15 protein-coding genes are annotated in these 14,664 nt (G+C 70.1%); 10 read left to right on the top strand and 5 right to left on the bottom strand.

Features of this window, described 5'->3' with window-relative positions:
- Nucleotides 1–39: 39 nt before the first annotated feature.
- The 6 genes from QF027_RS11920 (at nucleotide 40) to QF027_RS11895 (ending at nucleotide 5,828) form a co-directional block, all read left to right on the top strand.
- A complete protein-coding gene (locus tag QF027_RS11920) occupies nucleotides 40–1,506 on the top strand; it encodes an aldehyde dehydrogenase (NADP(+)) (protein ID WP_306986741.1) in 1,467 nt (488 codons plus the stop codon).
- A 45-nt stretch (nucleotides 1,507–1,551) separates the two neighbouring features.
- Nucleotides 1,552–2,160: a DUF1349 domain-containing protein gene (locus QF027_RS11915; RefSeq protein ID WP_306983347.1), complete on the top strand. Its 609-nt coding sequence runs from the start codon at nucleotides 1,552–1,554 to the stop codon at nucleotides 2,158–2,160.
- A gap of 91 nt (nucleotides 2,161–2,251) precedes the next feature.
- Nucleotides 2,252–2,977 carry a DsbA family oxidoreductase gene (locus QF027_RS11910; protein ID WP_306983349.1) on the top strand — a complete coding sequence of 242 codons (726 nt, stop codon included), beginning with the start codon at nucleotides 2,252–2,254 and terminating at the stop codon, nucleotides 2,975–2,977.
- A 98-nt stretch (nucleotides 2,978–3,075) separates the two neighbouring features.
- Nucleotides 3,076–4,128 (top strand): aminotransferase class V-fold PLP-dependent enzyme, encoded by a 1,053-nt coding sequence (locus QF027_RS11905; protein ID WP_307074389.1) that lies wholly within the window; start codon nucleotides 3,076–3,078, stop codon nucleotides 4,126–4,128.
- 58 nt (nucleotides 4,129–4,186) lie between these two features.
- The gene (locus tag QF027_RS11900; protein ID WP_307074387.1) at nucleotides 4,187–4,795 is read left to right on the top strand and encodes an RNA polymerase sigma factor; all 609 of its coding nucleotides are present in this window, start codon (nucleotides 4,187–4,189) and stop codon (nucleotides 4,793–4,795) included.
- Between the two features lie 34 nt (nucleotides 4,796–4,829).
- Nucleotides 4,830–5,828, top strand: a complete 999-nt coding sequence (locus QF027_RS11895; RefSeq protein WP_307074385.1) for a maleylpyruvate isomerase family mycothiol-dependent enzyme — start codon at nucleotides 4,830–4,832, stop codon at nucleotides 5,826–5,828.
- A gap of 21 nt (nucleotides 5,829–5,849) precedes the next feature.
- Here QF027_RS11895 and thpD read toward each other — a convergent pair whose 3' ends face one another.
- The 5 genes from thpD to QF027_RS11870 all read right to left on the bottom strand — a co-directional run bounded on the left by thpD (nucleotide 5,850) and on the right by QF027_RS11870 (nucleotide 10,484).
- Nucleotides 5,850–6,740 carry an ectoine hydroxylase gene (gene thpD / locus QF027_RS11890; protein ID WP_307074383.1) on the bottom strand — a complete coding sequence of 297 codons (891 nt, stop codon included), beginning with the start codon at nucleotides 6,738–6,740 and terminating at the stop codon, nucleotides 5,850–5,852.
- An 8-nt stretch (nucleotides 6,741–6,748) separates the two neighbouring features.
- Nucleotides 6,749–7,159: an ectoine synthase gene (locus QF027_RS11885; RefSeq protein ID WP_266379969.1), complete on the bottom strand. Its 411-nt coding sequence runs from the start codon at nucleotides 7,157–7,159 to the stop codon at nucleotides 6,749–6,751.
- Nucleotides 7,160–7,203: 44 nt separating this feature from the next.
- Nucleotides 7,204–8,475 (bottom strand): diaminobutyrate--2-oxoglutarate transaminase, encoded by a 1,272-nt coding sequence (gene ectB, locus QF027_RS11880; RefSeq protein WP_307074381.1) that lies wholly within the window; start codon nucleotides 8,473–8,475, stop codon nucleotides 7,204–7,206.
- 40 nt (nucleotides 8,476–8,515) lie between these two features.
- A complete protein-coding gene (ectA, locus tag QF027_RS11875; protein ID WP_307074379.1) occupies nucleotides 8,516–9,043 on the bottom strand; it encodes a diaminobutyrate acetyltransferase in 528 nt (175 codons plus the stop codon).
- 340 nt (nucleotides 9,044–9,383) lie between these two features.
- Nucleotides 9,384–10,484 (bottom strand): pyridoxal-phosphate-dependent aminotransferase family protein, encoded by a 1,101-nt coding sequence (locus QF027_RS11870; RefSeq protein ID WP_307074378.1) that lies wholly within the window; start codon nucleotides 10,482–10,484, stop codon nucleotides 9,384–9,386.
- Nucleotides 10,485–10,733: 249 nt separating this feature from the next.
- On the opposite strand from QF027_RS11870, the gene QF027_RS11865 reads away from it, so the two are divergent.
- The 4 genes from QF027_RS11865 to QF027_RS11850 all read left to right on the top strand — a co-directional run bounded on the left by QF027_RS11865 (nucleotide 10,734) and on the right by QF027_RS11850 (nucleotide 14,585).
- Nucleotides 10,734–11,936 (top strand): RNA-guided endonuclease InsQ/TnpB family protein, encoded by a 1,203-nt coding sequence (locus QF027_RS11865; protein ID WP_307074375.1) that lies wholly within the window; start codon nucleotides 10,734–10,736, stop codon nucleotides 11,934–11,936.
- 188 nt (nucleotides 11,937–12,124) lie between these two features.
- Nucleotides 12,125–12,976, top strand: coding sequence for a transporter substrate-binding domain-containing protein (locus tag QF027_RS11860; protein ID WP_306983365.1), 852 nt, complete (start codon nucleotides 12,125–12,127; stop codon nucleotides 12,974–12,976).
- Nucleotides 12,973–13,806, top strand: a complete 834-nt coding sequence (locus tag QF027_RS11855) for an amino acid ABC transporter permease (RefSeq protein WP_306983367.1) — start codon at nucleotides 12,973–12,975, stop codon at nucleotides 13,804–13,806. The genes QF027_RS11860 and QF027_RS11855 overlap by 4 nt, the downstream gene beginning before the upstream one ends.
- Nucleotides 13,803–14,585 carry an amino acid ABC transporter ATP-binding protein gene (locus QF027_RS11850; RefSeq protein WP_307074373.1) on the top strand — a complete coding sequence of 261 codons (783 nt, stop codon included), beginning with the start codon at nucleotides 13,803–13,805 and terminating at the stop codon, nucleotides 14,583–14,585. Before QF027_RS11855 ends, QF027_RS11850 begins: the two co-directional genes overlap by 4 nt.
- Nucleotides 14,586–14,664 lie beyond the last annotated feature (79 nt).

Genomic DNA, 14,664 nt, shown 5'->3' with positions numbered 1-14,664 from the left:
GTCGACCCCCGAACCGGGAAGCAGCGCGAGCAGGTTGCGGTGGAGGCCACAGCCCAGGAGGTGGACGCCGCCGTCCGCGCCGCGCACGACGCGCGCGCGTCCCTCGCCGACCGCACCGTCCGCGCGGCCTTCCTGCGCACCGCCGCCGACCGGCTCCAGGACTCCAAGGACCACCTCGTCGAAGCCGCCGACGCCGAGACCGCGCTCGGCCCGGTCCGGCTGACCGGCGAGCTCGCCCGCACCAGCTACCAGCTGCGGGCCTTCGCCGACATCGTCGACGAGGGCGAGTTCCTCGGCGTGGTGATCAACCACCCCGACGACACCGCCACGCCGCCGATCCCTGACCTGCGCCGCTACAAGGTCCCGCTCGGTGTCGTCGCCGTCTACTCGGCCTCCAACTTCCCCTTCGCCTTCTCGGTCGCCGGCGGCGACACCGCAAGCGCGCTCGCGGCCGGCAACCCCGTCGTCGTCAAGGCCCACCCCGACCACCCGGCCCTGTCCGAGCTGGTCGCGTCCGTGCTGCGCCGGGCCGCCGCCGAGCACGGCATCCCCGCGGGTGTGCTCGGTCTCGTCCACGGCTTCGAGGCCGGTATCGAGCTGATCAAGCACCCGCTGGTCGCGGCCGCGGGCTTCACCGGTTCCGTGAAGGGCGGCCGTGCCCTGTTCGACGCGGCGGCCGCGCGGCCGGTGCCGATCCCGTTCCACGGTGAGCTGGGCTCCCTGAACCCCGTCGTGATCACCGAGGAGGCTGCGGCCGAGCGCGCGGAGGCCATCGGCGCCGGGCTCGCGGGCTCCATGACCCTCGGCGTCGGCCAGTTCTGTGTGAAGCCGGGCCTGGTCCTGGTGCCGTCCGGCGCGGCGGGCGACGGCCTGGTGAAGTCCCTGACCGACGCCGTCAGCGACACCGACGCGGGTGTCCTTCTCGACCACCGCATGCGGGACAACTTCGTCGCCGGGGTCGCCGAGCGCACCGAGCTTCCCGAGGTCGAGTCGCCGGTGACGCCCGGAGCGGGCGGCGAGCACACGGTGAGCGCGGGCTTCCTGACGGTGGCGGCGGAGAAGCTGACCACCGAGGGGGCGTACGACCTGCTCCTGGAGGAGTGCTTCGGCCCGGTCACCGTGGTGGCGCGCTACGAGGACGACGACGAGGCGCGGGCCGTGCTGTCCCGGCTCCCGGGCAACCTCACCGCGACGGTGCACCTGTCGGCGCAGGAGGCCGCGGGCGAGGGGCGTGGCGCCGAGATCCTGGCGGAGCTGACGCCGCTGGCCGGCCGGGTCCTGGTGAACGGCTGGCCGACAGGCGTGGCCGTGGCCCCGGCCCAGCAGCACGGCGGCCCCTACCCGGCGACGACGTCCACGTCGACGTCGGTGGGCGGGACGGCGATCGAGCGCTGGCTGCGGCCGGTGGCGTACCAGAACGCGCCGGAGGCCCTGCTCCCGCCGGAGCTGAGGGACGACAACCCGCTGGGCCTGCCCCGCCGTTTCAACAACCGTCTCGAGCGCTAGACACCCGAGACCCGCGCGCGGAGAGGGAGCTGGAAAACTCTGAGGATGGACGTCGAACTTCCCGAACTCCCTTTCCCTCTCCGCACCTACGGCCCCGACGGGCACTGGGCCCATGAGGACGGCATCCTCTCCGGGTGGGCCGGTCCCCGGCAGGACCGGTTCGTGCCGCCCACCGGGGAGTCCCTGGACCCCGCCGCCGACGCGCCGCGGCTGCTCGGTGCCCCCGAGGGCGACTTCCAGCTGATAGCCCGCGTCACCGTGGGCTTCAACGGATCGTTCGACGCGGGCGTGCTCTACGTCCATGTCGGCGAGCGGGCCTGGGCCAAACTCTGCCTGGAGAACTCCCCGGACGTGCCCACCGTCTGCACGGTCGTCACCCGTGGGCACTCCGACGACTGCAACTCCTTCACCGTGGACGGCAGTTCGGTGTGGCTGCGGGTCAGCCGCACCGGCCGCGCCTTCGCCTTCCACGCCTCCCGCGACGGCAAGCACTGGACCTTCGTCCGCCTCTTCACCCTGGGCGACGAGAAGGAGACCGGCGCGGCCCTGATCGGCTTCATGGCGCAGTCGCCGATGGGGGAGGGGTGCGTGGTGACCTACGACCACATCGAGTTCAGGCCCGAGTGGCCGGCCGACCTGCGCGACGGAACCTGAGCGACCCCGGGAATGGAACCCGCTGCTTGAACGTTCATCCAACCAGTGGAGGGAGTCTCCGCAGCCGTCCGACCTGGAGAGAGCCGTAGACATGCGCGTCGAGATCTGGAGCGACATCGCCTGCCCCTGGTGCTACGTGGGCAAGGCCCGCTTCGAGAAGGCGCTGGAGGCCTTCCCGCACCGTGACGGCGTCGAGGTCGTCCACCGGTCGTTCGAGCTGGATCCTGGGCGGGACAAGAGCGACGTGCAGCCCGTCCTCGCGATGCTCAGCAAGAAGTACGGCATGAGCGAGGCCCAGGCCCAGGCCGGCGAGGAGAACCTCGGCGCCCAGGCCGCCGCCGAAGGGCTCGCCTACCGGACCCGGGACCGCGACCACGGCAACACCTTCGACCTGCACCGGCTCCTCCACCTCGCCAAGGAACAGGGCAGGCAGGACGAGCTCGTCCAGATCTTCTACCGGGCCAACTTCGCCGAGGAGAGGTCCCTGTTCACCGAGGGCGACGAGCGCCTCGTGGAGCTCGCCGTGGAGGCCGGCCTGGACGCCGACGAGGTCCGCAAGGTCCTCGCCGACCCCACCGCCTACGCCGACGACGTCCGCGCCGACGAGCGCGAGGCCGCCGAGCTCGGTGCCAACGGCGTCCCCTTCTTCGTCCTGGACCGCACGTACGGCGTCTCCGGAGCTCAGCCCGCCGAGGTCTTCACCCAGGCCCTCACCCAGGCCTGGGGCAACCGCTCCCCGCTGAAGCTGATCGACCAGGGCGACGCCGGTGCCGAGGCCTGCGGTCCCGACGGGTGCGCCGTACCCCGGCAGGGCTGACAAACCCGCAGGTCGGGGCGGACGTATAAGCGTTCCTTGGCGAAACCACGCAGAAAATCGCAATGGACCGACAGGTCTCCCGGCCCCACAGTGGACCCATGGAGACCTTCGAGAGCCTCGTCCGCGCCGAGTTCGCCCCGAAGAACACCTTCCTCAACACCGCGAGCAGCGGCCTGCTCCCCGCACGCACCGTGACCGCCCTCCAGGAGGCCGCGCTGATCCGTGCCGAGGGCAGGCCGCTGGACCCGCTGTTCCAGGACGTGGAGATGTCCCGTGCCGCGTTCGCCAGGCTCGCCGGCGTCCCGGTCGCCCGGGTCGCGGCGGGACCGTCCGTGTCCACCCACTCGGGCCTGGTCGCCGCCTCGCTGCCGCCGGGCGCCGAAGTCCTCACCGCCGAGGACGACTTCACCTCCGTCGTGAACCCCTTCCACACCCGCGGCGACCTGAAGGTGCGCATCGTGCCGCTGGAACGGCTCGCCGACTCCGTCCGCCCCGGCACCGCCCTCGTCGCGGTCAGCGCCGCCCAGTCCGCCGACGGCCGGATCGCCGACCTGCCCGCCCTGCGGGAAGCGGCCAGGGACCACGGAGCCCGCACCTACGTCGACTTCTCGCAGGCCGCGGGCTGGCTCCCGGTGGACGCGCGGTCGTACGACTACACCGTCTCCACCACCTTCAAGTGGCTGCTCGGCCCGCACGGCGCGGCCTTCCTCGCCGTGCCGGAGGACTTCGGCGACCTGAAGCCGGTGCTCGCCGGCTGGGTCGCGGGGGAGATCCCGTGGGACAGCTGCTACGGCCCCGTCGCCGAACTGGCCCACTCCGCCCGGCGGTTCGACGTCAGCCCGGCCCTGTTCACCTACACGGGCACCCGCCGCTCCCTCGAACTCCTGGAGGAACTCGGCGTGGACGCCGTGCGCGCCCACGACCTCGCCCTCGCGGACCGCTTCCGTACGGGACTCGCCGCCCTCGGCCACGCACCGCTGCCGGCCCCCGGCTCCCCGATCGTGTCCGTGCCCGGACTCGGCCACCGGCAGCGCGAGTTGAGCGCCGCCGGCATCGAGGTCTCCGACCGCGCGGGCAACCTGCGCGCCTCTTTCCACCTCTACAACACCGCCGCCGATGTCGACCGGCTCCTGGACGCCCTGTCTGCCTGAACCGCTGGCGCCGCGCCGCCCGGGACGCTAGGAAGGGGCATCAAGGGGTGGTGGTGCCGTGGAGTCCACGGACGGGACGACGTCCGTACAGCGACCCGCAGACGCGGAGCTGCACCGGCGGCTGGTGTACGGCGACGAGTCCGCGCTGGCCGAGGCGTACGGGACGTACGGCGGGCTGGTACGGGCGGTCGCGGTGCGCGTGACCCGCAGCCGGGCCGCCGCCGAGGACGTGGCGCAGGAGGTCTTCGCGCAGCTGTGGAGCAGGCCGTACGCCTTCGACGCGCACCGGGGCAGCCTGCGGACCTGGCTGTCGGTGCTGGCGCACCGGCGGGCCGTGGACTGGGTGCGCAGCGAGGCCCGGCACCGCAAGGACGTCCGCGCCGACGACCCGGCCCTGCACGGCATCCCGGACGCCTCTCCCGGCCCCGCCGAGGCGGTCGTCGACCGGGAGCGGTCCCTCCTGCTGCACACCGCTCTCGCCGAACTCCCGCAGCCACAAAGGGAGGTGGTGCACCTCGCCTACTTCGCGGGCCGCACCTACCGGCAGGCCGCCGCCGAGCTCGGCATCCCCGAGGGCACCGCGAAGACCCGGCTCCGCACCGCCCTGCGCGCCCTCGCGGAGACTTTGGCCGACCCACCCGACCCGGCGTGGGAAGAGGGCGCATGATGGCGACAGGGGAACACAGGGAAGGGGGCGGGCGGTGACCGATCACGACGACGTACGCGACCTGCTGGCCGCCTGGGCCTTCGGCGCCCTGGAACCGGCCGAGGAGCGGCTGGTCCCACCGCACCTGGCCGAGTGCGAGCGCTGCGCGGCGGAGGCGGAACGGCTGCGCGCGACCGTACGGCTGCTGGACGGCCCGCCGCCCGACGAGCCGCCGTCCCCCCTCGACACCCCTCTCACCGGCGCCCTCCGCGCCCGCCCGGCGCCACCCCGCGTGGCCCGGCACGCCGCCCCCTACGCGGCGGCCGTCGCCGGGCTCGAGGCGCTGCTGCCGGAGATGGCGGGGCGCTGGTCGACGCCGGTCGTGCACGACTGGGACGTGCACGCAACGGTCGCCCATCTGCTGGCCGCCGACGAACATCTGGCCCTGCGGCTCGGGATCGACGCCCGGGTGCCGGGCGCGCGGATCGACGAGGACACGGACTGGACGGACGCCTGGGAGAGGCGTACCGCCGAGGTGATCGCCCATGAGCACGGCCGTACGCCCGAGGAGACCGTGGCCGACTGGTCCGCGCAGGCGGCCGCGCTCCTCGGCACCCCGCATGCCCGCGATCCCGAACTCGCCGCCGGTACAACCCTGTTGATGGGCCTTCGGCTGTCCGTCACCGAGCACTTCCTGGCGCGGGCCTTCGAGGCGTGGATCCACACCGACGACATCGGCTGCGCCCTGGGCCTGGCCGTGCCGCCGCCGCCCGAGGAGCACCTGGGGCAGCTGGTCAGGCTGGCCGTCCGCGTTCTCGGCACCGTCCTCGGGGCCGAGGCGCCGCCGGTGCTGTTCGCGGTCAGGGGCGGCGAGGAGTGGATCCTGGGTTCGCAGAGCGACCCCGTGGCCGCCGAACTCACCCTGGACGCCGTGGACTTCTGTCTGCTGGTCGGTGGGCGGCACGCGCCGGACACGGTTCCCCGGGACACCACGGGCGACGCGGCCGCCGTACGGAACGTACTGGAGCGGGCCGCGTCGCTGTCGTGGCTGTGAGGGGCACCCCACAGAACGGGGTCACTTCACCGGAGTGAAATCCCTTGCTCCGATGAACTCCGGCCGCCGGATGGGCGCCGCGAACGGCTCCACGGCCTGGTTCTCCACGCTGTTGAACACGATGAACACGTTGCTGCGCGGGAACGGCGTGATGTTGTCCCCGGAGCCGTGCATACAGTTGCAGTCGAACCAGGTCGCCGAACCGGCCTTGCCCGTGAACAGCTTGATGCCGTACTCCGAGGCCATCGCCGTCAGCGCCTCGTCCGACGGCGTGCCGGCGTCCTGCATCTGCAGCGACTGCTTGTAGTTGTCCTTCGGGGTGGACCCCGCGCACCCGAGGAAGGTGCGGTGGGACCCCGGCATGATCATGAGGCCGCCGTTGGTGTCGTAGTTCTCGGTCAGCGCGATCGAGACGGACACCGTCCGCATGTTCGGCAGACCGTCCTCGGCGTGCCAGGTCTCGAAGTCGGAGTGCCAGTAGAAGCCGCTGGCCCCGAAACCGGGCTTGACGTTGATCCGCGACTGGTGGACGTAGACGTCCGAGCCGAGGATCTGCCGGGCCCGGCCGACGACCCGCTCGTCGCGCACCAGATTCGCGAACACCTCGCTGATCTTGTGCACCTCGAAGACCGAGCGGATCTCCTTGGACTTCGGCTCGATGATCGAGCGTTCGTCCGCGCGGATGTCCGGGTCGGTGACGAGCCGCTCCAACTCATGCTGGTAGACGGGGACTTCGTCGGGGCCGATGATCTGGTCGACGGCGAGGAAGCCGTCGCGCTCGAACGCCTCCAGGTCGCCGGTGGCGATCGGTCCCGGCGCGCCGGGGGCCGACCAGACGACCGGGTCCTTGCGGGGGATCGACACCTCGGTGGCGCCGCGGCTGGGGTAGAGATCGGTGACGGTGGTGGTCATGGGTGCGGTCACACCTCCTCGGACTCGGGTTCGGTGAGCAGCGGGTAGACGCCGTTCTCGTCGTGGTCCTCCCGGCCGGTCACGGGCGGGTTGAACACACAGATGCAGCGGAAGTCCTCCTTGACCCGCAGCGTGTGCCGCTCGTGACCGTCCAGCAGGTACATGGTCCCGGGCGTGATCGAGTGCGTCTGCCCGCTCTCGTGGTCGGTCAGCTCGGCCTCGCCCTCGACGCAGACGACGGCCTCGATGTGGTTCGCGTACCACATCGACGTCTCCGTACCCGCGTACAGGATCGTCTCGTGCAGCGAGAAGCCGACCCGCTCCTTGGCGAGCACGATGCGTTTGCTCTCCCAGGTGCCGGACGCGGCCCTCACATGCCGGTCGGTGCCTTCGATGTCCTTGAAAGAACGGACGATCACGGTGCTGCGATGCCTCCTACGTAGACGGTGGTTCAGACAGTGATTCAGACGGTTTCGCGTACGGAACGGGCGAGGATGCTGAGTCCCTCGTCCAGTTCCTCGGGGGTGATCGTGAGTGCCGGAAGCAGCTTCACGACCTCGCTCTCGGGGCCCGACGTCTCGATGAGCAGCCCGAGTTCGAAGGCGCGGTGCGCCACCCGCCCGGCGCGCTCCTTGTCGTGGAACTCCAGGCCCCACACGAGCCCGCGCCCGCGGTACTCCTTCACGTCGGCCAGGTTCTCCTCGGTGATGGAGATGAGCCCCTGCTCGACCTGCTCGCCACGCTTGCGGGTCTGCTTCTCCATCGCGGACCCGTCCGCCCAGTACTGCTCAAGGGTGGCGGTGGCCGTGACGAAGGCGGGGTTGTTGCCGCGGAAGGTGCCGTTGTGCTCGCCCGGCTCCCAGATGTCCAGCTCCGGCTTGAACAGGCAGAGCGACATCGGAAGGCCGTAACCGCTGATGGACTTGGACACGGTGACGATGTCCGGCGTGATGCCCGCCTCCTCGAAGGAGAAGAAGGCACCGGTACGCCCGCAGCCCATCTGGATGTCGTCGACGATGAGCAGCATGTCCTGCCGCTCGCACAGCGCGGCGAGCGCCTGCAGCCACTCCCGCCGGGCGACGTTGATGCCGCCCTCGCCCTGCACGGTCTCGACGATCACGGCGGCCGGCTTGTTCAGGCCCGAGCCCTGGTCCTCCAGGAGCCGCTCGAACCACAGGAAGTCCTCGACCGTGCCGTCGAAGTAGTTGTCGAACGGCATCGGCGTGCCGTGCACCAGCGGGATCCCGGCGCCGGCCCGCTTGAAGGCGTTGCCGGTGACGGCGAGGGAGCCCAGCGACATCCCGTGGAAGGCGTTGGTGAAGGACACGATGGCCTCGCGCCCCTTGACCTTCCGGGCGAGCTTGAGCGCCGACTCCACGGCGTTGGTCCCCGTGGGCCCCGGGAACATGACCTTGTACGGCAGGTCGCGCGGCCGCAGCACCAGGTCCTGGAAGGTCTGGAGGAAGGCGCGCTTGGCGGTGGTCGACATGTCGAGCCCGTGCGTGACGCCGTCGCGCTCCAGGTAGTCGATCAACGCCCGTTTCAGCACGGGGTTGTTGTGGCCGTAGTTCAGTGAACCGGCGCCGGCGAAGAAGTCCAGGTACGCGTGGCCGTCCTCGTCGTACATGCGACTGCCCTGCGCGCGGTCGAAGACGGTGGGCCAGCCGCGGCAGTAGCTGCGCACCTCGGACTCGAGGGTCTCGAAGACGCTGAGGTCGGGCTGGGTGATGGTCACGACGAATCGCTCCTCGGGTGCGTGGGGGGCGTGGGGGTGGTCAGGCGGAGGGAGTGGGGGAAGCGGGGGAGAGGGGCCCGATGCGGTAGAGGACCTCGGGGTCGTGCGGCCCGTCGGGGAACAGGCTCGAGTGGAACAGCACCTCGCGCTCCAGGCCGGCGCCACGGCGTTCGGCGAACGCCGTGAACAGCCGCTCGGAGGCGGTGTTGCCCGGCGTGATGGTGGTCTCGACGGTGGTCAGCCCGCGCTCGGCGGCGAGCCGCGCGGTCAGTCCGTCGAGCAGGGCGGCGGCGAGTCCGCGGCCGCGGTAGGCCGAGTCCACCGCCACCTGCCAGACGAGCAGGGTGCCGGGCCGGTCCGGGCGGACGTACCCGGTGACGAATCCGATCGGCTCCCCGCTGTCGTTCCGTGCGACGGCCGACGTGGCGGCGAAGTCGCGGCACCACAGCAGATAGCTGTACGACGAGTTCAGGTCGAGGACCTCGGAGTCGCGGGCGATCCGCCACAGTGCGGCTCCGTCCGCGACCGTGGGCCGGTCGATTTGCAGGTCTGCTTGTGCGGCAGTCATGCGAATTGAATTTACCGAGGGAAATTCAAAATTGCATCGCCGGATGGGGTTACGTGCGGGCGCTCCATGTGTTATCACGCGGGCGCGCGCCGACGCGCAAGAAGTGACCGTTATGCACCGTTACACCCAGCAAATAAGGGGCAAACCGATCACGGTGTGTAACGCGTCACAGGCATGTAACCCCCACGAGATCTCCCCGAATTCAGCCGGTTCGCGTTCGCAGAATCTTTGCGTTTAGGTCCAGGAAAAGCGGGCAGGAGAATACGGGAAGCTATTCTCTGATAAACCCCAGAATTACCCTGACAATTATGGGCCCGTTAATGAAAAAGCCGGAAGAGGGCTACCGCCACGCGTCCTCCGCCGCGCGCAGCGCGCCTTCCACTTCCACCGCGAGTCCCTTCTCCCGCAGTGCCGCGCCCAGTGCCGCCAGGCTCGCCCGCACGGCCCCCCGTGTCGCGTCCGCCCCGTAGTGGTTGACGCGGATCATCTCCTTGGCCAGCGCGCCCCCGCCCGCGGCCAGCGGCAGGGCGGGGGCGGAGGACAGGGCCCGGGACACCAACTCGGAGGCGACGACCCCCGCCGGGGTGCGAAGGGTCGTGGCGACAGGGGCGGCCTCGCGGTCCTCGTACACGTAAGGCTCCAGACCGCCGCCCAGGGCCCGCGCTCCCGCCCGTGTCGCCGCGGCGGCGGCCCGGTGCCGGGCCATCACCGCGTCCAGCCCGTCCGCCTCGATCCGCTCGACGCACGCCTCCAGCGCCAGCATCTCCAGCTGCGCCGGAGCGTGCAGCAGGGCCTTGCGGCCGCCGTCGATCCAGCGTTCCTTCCAGTCGAGGAGGGAGAGGTACGACCGTCGCGGCGCCCTCGGGTTCGCGGCCATCCGCGCCCACGCCCGCTCACTCACCGACACCGCCGACACACCCGCGGGCCCGCCCATCGCCTTCTGCGCCCCGATCACGCACAGGTCCACACCCCACACGTCCGGCAGCACCGGCTCGGCACCGACGGAGGCGACCGCGTCCAGGTAGAAGAGGGCGCCCCGCCGCCGTACGACCTCTCCGATCTCCGCGACCGGGTTCGTGTTGCCGGTCGCCGCCTCCGCGTGCACCAGGGACACGAAGTCGATCGCCGGGTGCTCCTCGAACGCCGCGGAGATCTGCGTGGCCGTCACCGCCGTGTGGAACGGCACAGCGAGGTCGATCACCGTAGCCCCGCAGTCCCGCAGCCAGTCCCCGAAGGTCTGCCCGTACGGGCCGGTGATGACGTTCAGTGCGGTCGTACTCGGACCTGCCGTGGCGCGAATCGCCCCTTCCAGCGGCAGCAGCGCCTCGCCCTGCATGATCACGACGTCCTGCTCGGTGCGCAGCAGCCGCGCCACACGGTCCTCGATCGAGGCGAACTGCGTCGCGCCGAGCGGAGCCAGGTCCAGGAAAGGGTGGGTCAAGGCGGTGCTCTCTTCGTTCACGTTCTTGCGAGGACGCCCTGGAGTTTACGCCGGGCAGGAATCGCCTCTCGTGTCGGTGACGCGGGGCGTCGGCAAGGCCGTCACGCGCCAAGAAGGCGAACGGGTGTTCTCGATTTCGCTGGTTGGGATGAGAGTGCGCGATCGGGGCACGGTTGTGCGTGTGTCGTACGTACGGTCTTTCCGTGGGGGCTGGGATGACGCCGTGGAGCGTGTGGCGGGGGTGGGTTCGTGTCGGCATTTAAGGAGGTCGGTGGGACCGGGCAGGTCCGCTACACGTACCGGCTGCGCCCGTCCTCCACCGGCCGTGATGCGCTGTTGACGGAGTGGGCGCGGTGCCGGTGGGTGTGGAACGAGTGCGTGGCCCGCTCGAAGAAGGCCCACCGGGACGGTGAGACGTGCGGTCCGGCCCGGCTCGACAGGCTACTCACCGAGGCCCGGGGTGCGAACGCTTGGCTGCGGGCTGGTAGTTCGGTGCCGCAGCAGCAGATCATCCGCGACTTCGGCAAGTCGCGCGCCAAGGCACTCAAGGATGTCAAGGACCGGCTGCCCATGCGCCAGCGGGCCGGAATGCCCCGGCCCAAGAAGAAACGCCTGGCCGACCCCACGCTGAACTACACGCGGCGCGGCTTCCGCCTCAGGGACGGGCGCCTCCACTTGGCGGGCGGGATCGTGCTGGGCGTCGTGTGGTCGCGGGACCTGCCTGCCGAGCCGTCGTCGGTCCGCGTCTACCGCGACAGTCTCGGCCACTGGTACGCCTCCTTCGTGGTATCTGCCGAGGCTGAGCCGTTGCCGGAGACCGGCCGTGTCATCGGCATCGACTGGGGGATGACGGAGACCGCCACCACGACATCCGACGCACACGACCTGGCGCACCCTGAACACGGCAAGAGGGCCCAGGCCAAGGTGTCACGGTATGACCGGATGATGGCTCGCCGTAAACCCGCTAAGGGGCAGGCCGCATCGAAGGGCTACCGCGCGGCCAATCTGCTGCGCGCCAAGGCCCACAAGAAAGTGGCCCGGCAGCGGCAAGGCACCGGCCGCAAGCGGGCCAAGAAAGTGGTCCGGGACCATGACGCGATCGCGGTGGAGGATTTCCGCCCGAAGTTTCTCGCCAAGTCGAGCATGGCCCGCAAAGCCGCCGATGCCGCGATCGGCGCGACCAAGAAGGCCCTTACCGAGATGGGCCGCAAGCACGCGCGGGACGTGCGCCTCGCACATCCGGCCCACACCACGATGGACTGCAGTAGGTGCGGGGCGAGAGCCAAGCACGCCCTGCCGCTGTCCGAACGCACCTACACCTGCATCGCGCGCGGAGCCGTCTCTCCCAGGGACAAGAACTCCGCCCGCGTGATGCCGGCCCGGGCAGGTTTCATCCCGGCTGGTGTCGAGGGCATAAGACCTCCCGGACCGTCGGTCCGGGAGGCAGCCTGAGCCAGGAATCCCCTCCCCCAGGGAAGGGGAGGATTCAATGGGGTAGACGTGATCGAGGTAACCCCTGGGGCACCCCCCGACGACCGGCGACTCCCAGGCTGAACGGCCTCGCAACCATCGGATTGGTTTGAGAGACTCAAACCTCTCCTTATAATCGGAACCCACAGTTCCCCCACAGGAGGCCTCCCGTGAACACCCTCTCCGGGCGCCGGACCCGCGTCCTGGCCGCCACCACCGCGACGGCCGGGCTCCTGCTCGTCGCTGCCTGTACCTCCAGCGACGACGGCGGCAGCGGTTCGAAGACCGCCGCGGGCGGGGTCGAACTGGTCAAGGGCGGGCAGCTCACCACCTGCACCCACCTGCCGTACCCGCCCTTCCAGTCGGAGATCGACGGCAAGGTCCAGGGCTTCGACGTCTCGCTCATCGACCTGGTGGCCAAGGACCTGGGGGTGAAGCAGGAGATCCTCGACACCCCCTTCGAGAACTTCAAGACCGGCGCCTTCCTCAACTCCGGCGAGTGCGACCTGGCCGCGGCCGGTATGACCATCACCGAGGAGCGCAAGAAGAACGTCGACTTCTCGGACCCCTACTTCGACGCCACCCAGGCACTCCTGGTCGCCAAGGGCAGCGGGATCTCCTCGCTCGCCGACGCCAAGGCGAAGAAGGTGCAGCTCGGCGCCCAGGCGCAGACCACCGGCGAGGACTACGTCAAGAGCCAGGGCTTCGACCCGGTCTCCTTCGAGTCCTCCGACGCCGTCCTCAACGGCCTGCGCTCCGGCCAGGTCAAGGCCGTCGTCATCGACTACCCGGTCGTCCAGGGCTGGCTCAAGAACAAGGCCAACGCCGACGCCTTCCAGGTCGCCGACAACATCAACACCGGCGAGCAGTACGGCTTCACGGTGAAGAAGGGCAACAGCAAGCTGCTGGCCGCCGTCAACAAGGCGCTCTCGGACGCCAAGGCCGACGGCACGTACAAGAAGCTCTACGAGAAGTGGATCGGTCCGTACGACGAGTCGGTCGCGTCCCCCTCCGCCTCATGACCGCTACGGACGCACAACTCCAGCCTCGTAAAAAGGGTCTGACCCGACGTCAGAAGCGCAGCCTGTCCCGTGGCGTCCAGTACGTCGTCTTCGTCGGCGTCGTGATCGCCTTCGCGGTCTCGGCGGACTGGGGGCGGCTGAAGAACCAGTTCGCGCAGGCGGACATCGCCGACCAGATGTTCCCCGACGTCATCACCCTGGCGCTGAAGAACACCGTGCTCTACACGCTGTCCGGCTTCGTCGTCGGACTCGTCCTCGGCATGGTCATCGCGCTGATGCGGCTGTCGTCGGTGGGTCCGTACCGCTGGTTCGCCGGCGTCTACATCGAGATCTTCCGCGGTCTGCCCGCGCTGCTGATCTTCATCTTCATCGGCGTGGCCGTACCGCTCGCGTTTCCCGGTACGGAGATCATCGGCGGCACGTACGGCAAGGTCGCCCTCGCGCTCGGTCTGGTCGCGGCGGCGTACATGGCGGAGACGATCCGCGCGGGCATCCAGGCGGTGCCCAAGGGGCAGATGGAGGCGGCCCGTTCGCTGGGCTTCTCACCGGCCCGCGCGATGGTCTCGATCGTCATCCCGCAGGCGTTCCGGATCATCCTCCCGCCGCTGACCAACGAGTTGGTGCTCCTGTTCAAGGACTCCTCCCTGGTGTTGTTCCTCGGCGTCACCCTGGAGGAGCGCGAACTGTCCAAGTACGGCCGCGACCTGGCCAGTACGACCGCCAACTCCACGCCGATCCTCGTCGCGGGGCTGTGCTATCTGCTGGTGACGATCCCGCTCGGGTTCGTGGTCCGCCGTATGGAGGCCAAGGCCCAGGAGGCCGTGAAATGACCGTTGAGACGAGCCGGCCGGAGATCGAAGTACGCGGCCTGCACAAGTCGTTCGGCACCAACGAGGTCCTCAAGGGCATCGACCTGGAGATCGGCCAGGGCGAGGTCGTCTGTGTGATCGGGCCCTCCGGCTCGGGCAAGTCGACGCTGCTGCGGTGCGTGAACCTCCTGGAGGAACCGACGAAGGGCCAGGTCTTCGTCGGCGGCACCGAACTCACCGACCCCGACGTCGACATCGACGCGGTACGCCGCCGTATCGGCATGGTCTTCCAGCAGTTCAACCTGTTCCCGCACCTCACGGTGACCGAGAACCTCACGCTGCCGCAGCGCCGGGTCCTGAGGCGGGACAAGGCGCAGGCGGCAAAGGTGGCCGCGGAGAACCTGGAGCGCGTGGGGCTGGCGGAGAAGGCGAACGCCTACCCCGCCTCCCTCTCCGGCGGACAGCAGCAGCGCGTCGCGATCGCCCGCTCGCTGTCCATGGGCCCCGAGGTGATGCTCTTCGACGAGCCGACCTCGGCTCTCGACCCGGAGCTGGTGGGTGACGTCCTCGCGGTCATGCGGATGCTCGCCCGGGAGGGCATGACGATGATGGTCGTCACCCACGAGATGACCTTCGCCCGTGAGGTCGCCGACCGGGTCGTCTTCATGGACGACGGACTGATCGTCGAGGACGGCACCCCGGCCCAGGTGATCGGCGCCCCGCGCCATGAACGCACCCGCCACTTCCTCTCCCGGCTCCTCGACCCCGCGATGGCCGACGTGGAGGAGGACGGCGCCTGAAAGGGACGTCCATTCCCCTGTCGCGCGACGCCGGGTAACCGCCGTCATCCGGGCATGGCGACTCTCGACGACACGGGCG

It is taken from the genome of Streptomyces canus (genome assembly GCF_030816965.1).
GTDB classification, from domain to species: Bacteria; Actinomycetota; Actinomycetes; order Streptomycetales; family Streptomycetaceae; genus Streptomyces; species Streptomyces canus_E.
The sequence above is the reverse complement of the archived record's forward strand: the minus strand, read 5'-3'. Positions and strand labels throughout refer to the sequence as shown.

Bases quoted from the DNA above. Each gene is read 5' to 3' on its own strand.
- QF027_RS11850 (WP_307074373.1), top strand. From the start codon at position 13,803: ATGACCGTTGAGACGAGCCGGCCGGAGATCGAAGTACGCGGCCTGCAC.
- QF027_RS11910 (WP_306983349.1), top strand. From the start codon at position 2,252: ATGCGCGTCGAGATCTGGAGCGACATCGCCTGCCCCTGGTGCTACGTG.
- thpD (WP_307074383.1), bottom strand. From the start codon at position 6,740: ATGACCACCACCGTCACCGATCTCTACCCCAGCCGCGGCGCCACCGAG.
- QF027_RS11915 (WP_306983347.1), top strand. From the start codon at position 1,552: ATGGACGTCGAACTTCCCGAACTCCCTTTCCCTCTCCGCACCTACGGC.
- QF027_RS11855 (WP_306983367.1), top strand. From the start codon at position 12,973: ATGACCGCTACGGACGCACAACTCCAGCCTCGTAAAAAGGGTCTGACC.
- QF027_RS11905 (WP_307074389.1), top strand. From the start codon at position 3,076: ATGGAGACCTTCGAGAGCCTCGTCCGCGCCGAGTTCGCCCCGAAGAAC.
- ectA (WP_307074379.1), bottom strand. From the start codon at position 9,043: ATGACTGCCGCACAAGCAGACCTGCAAATCGACCGGCCCACGGTCGCG.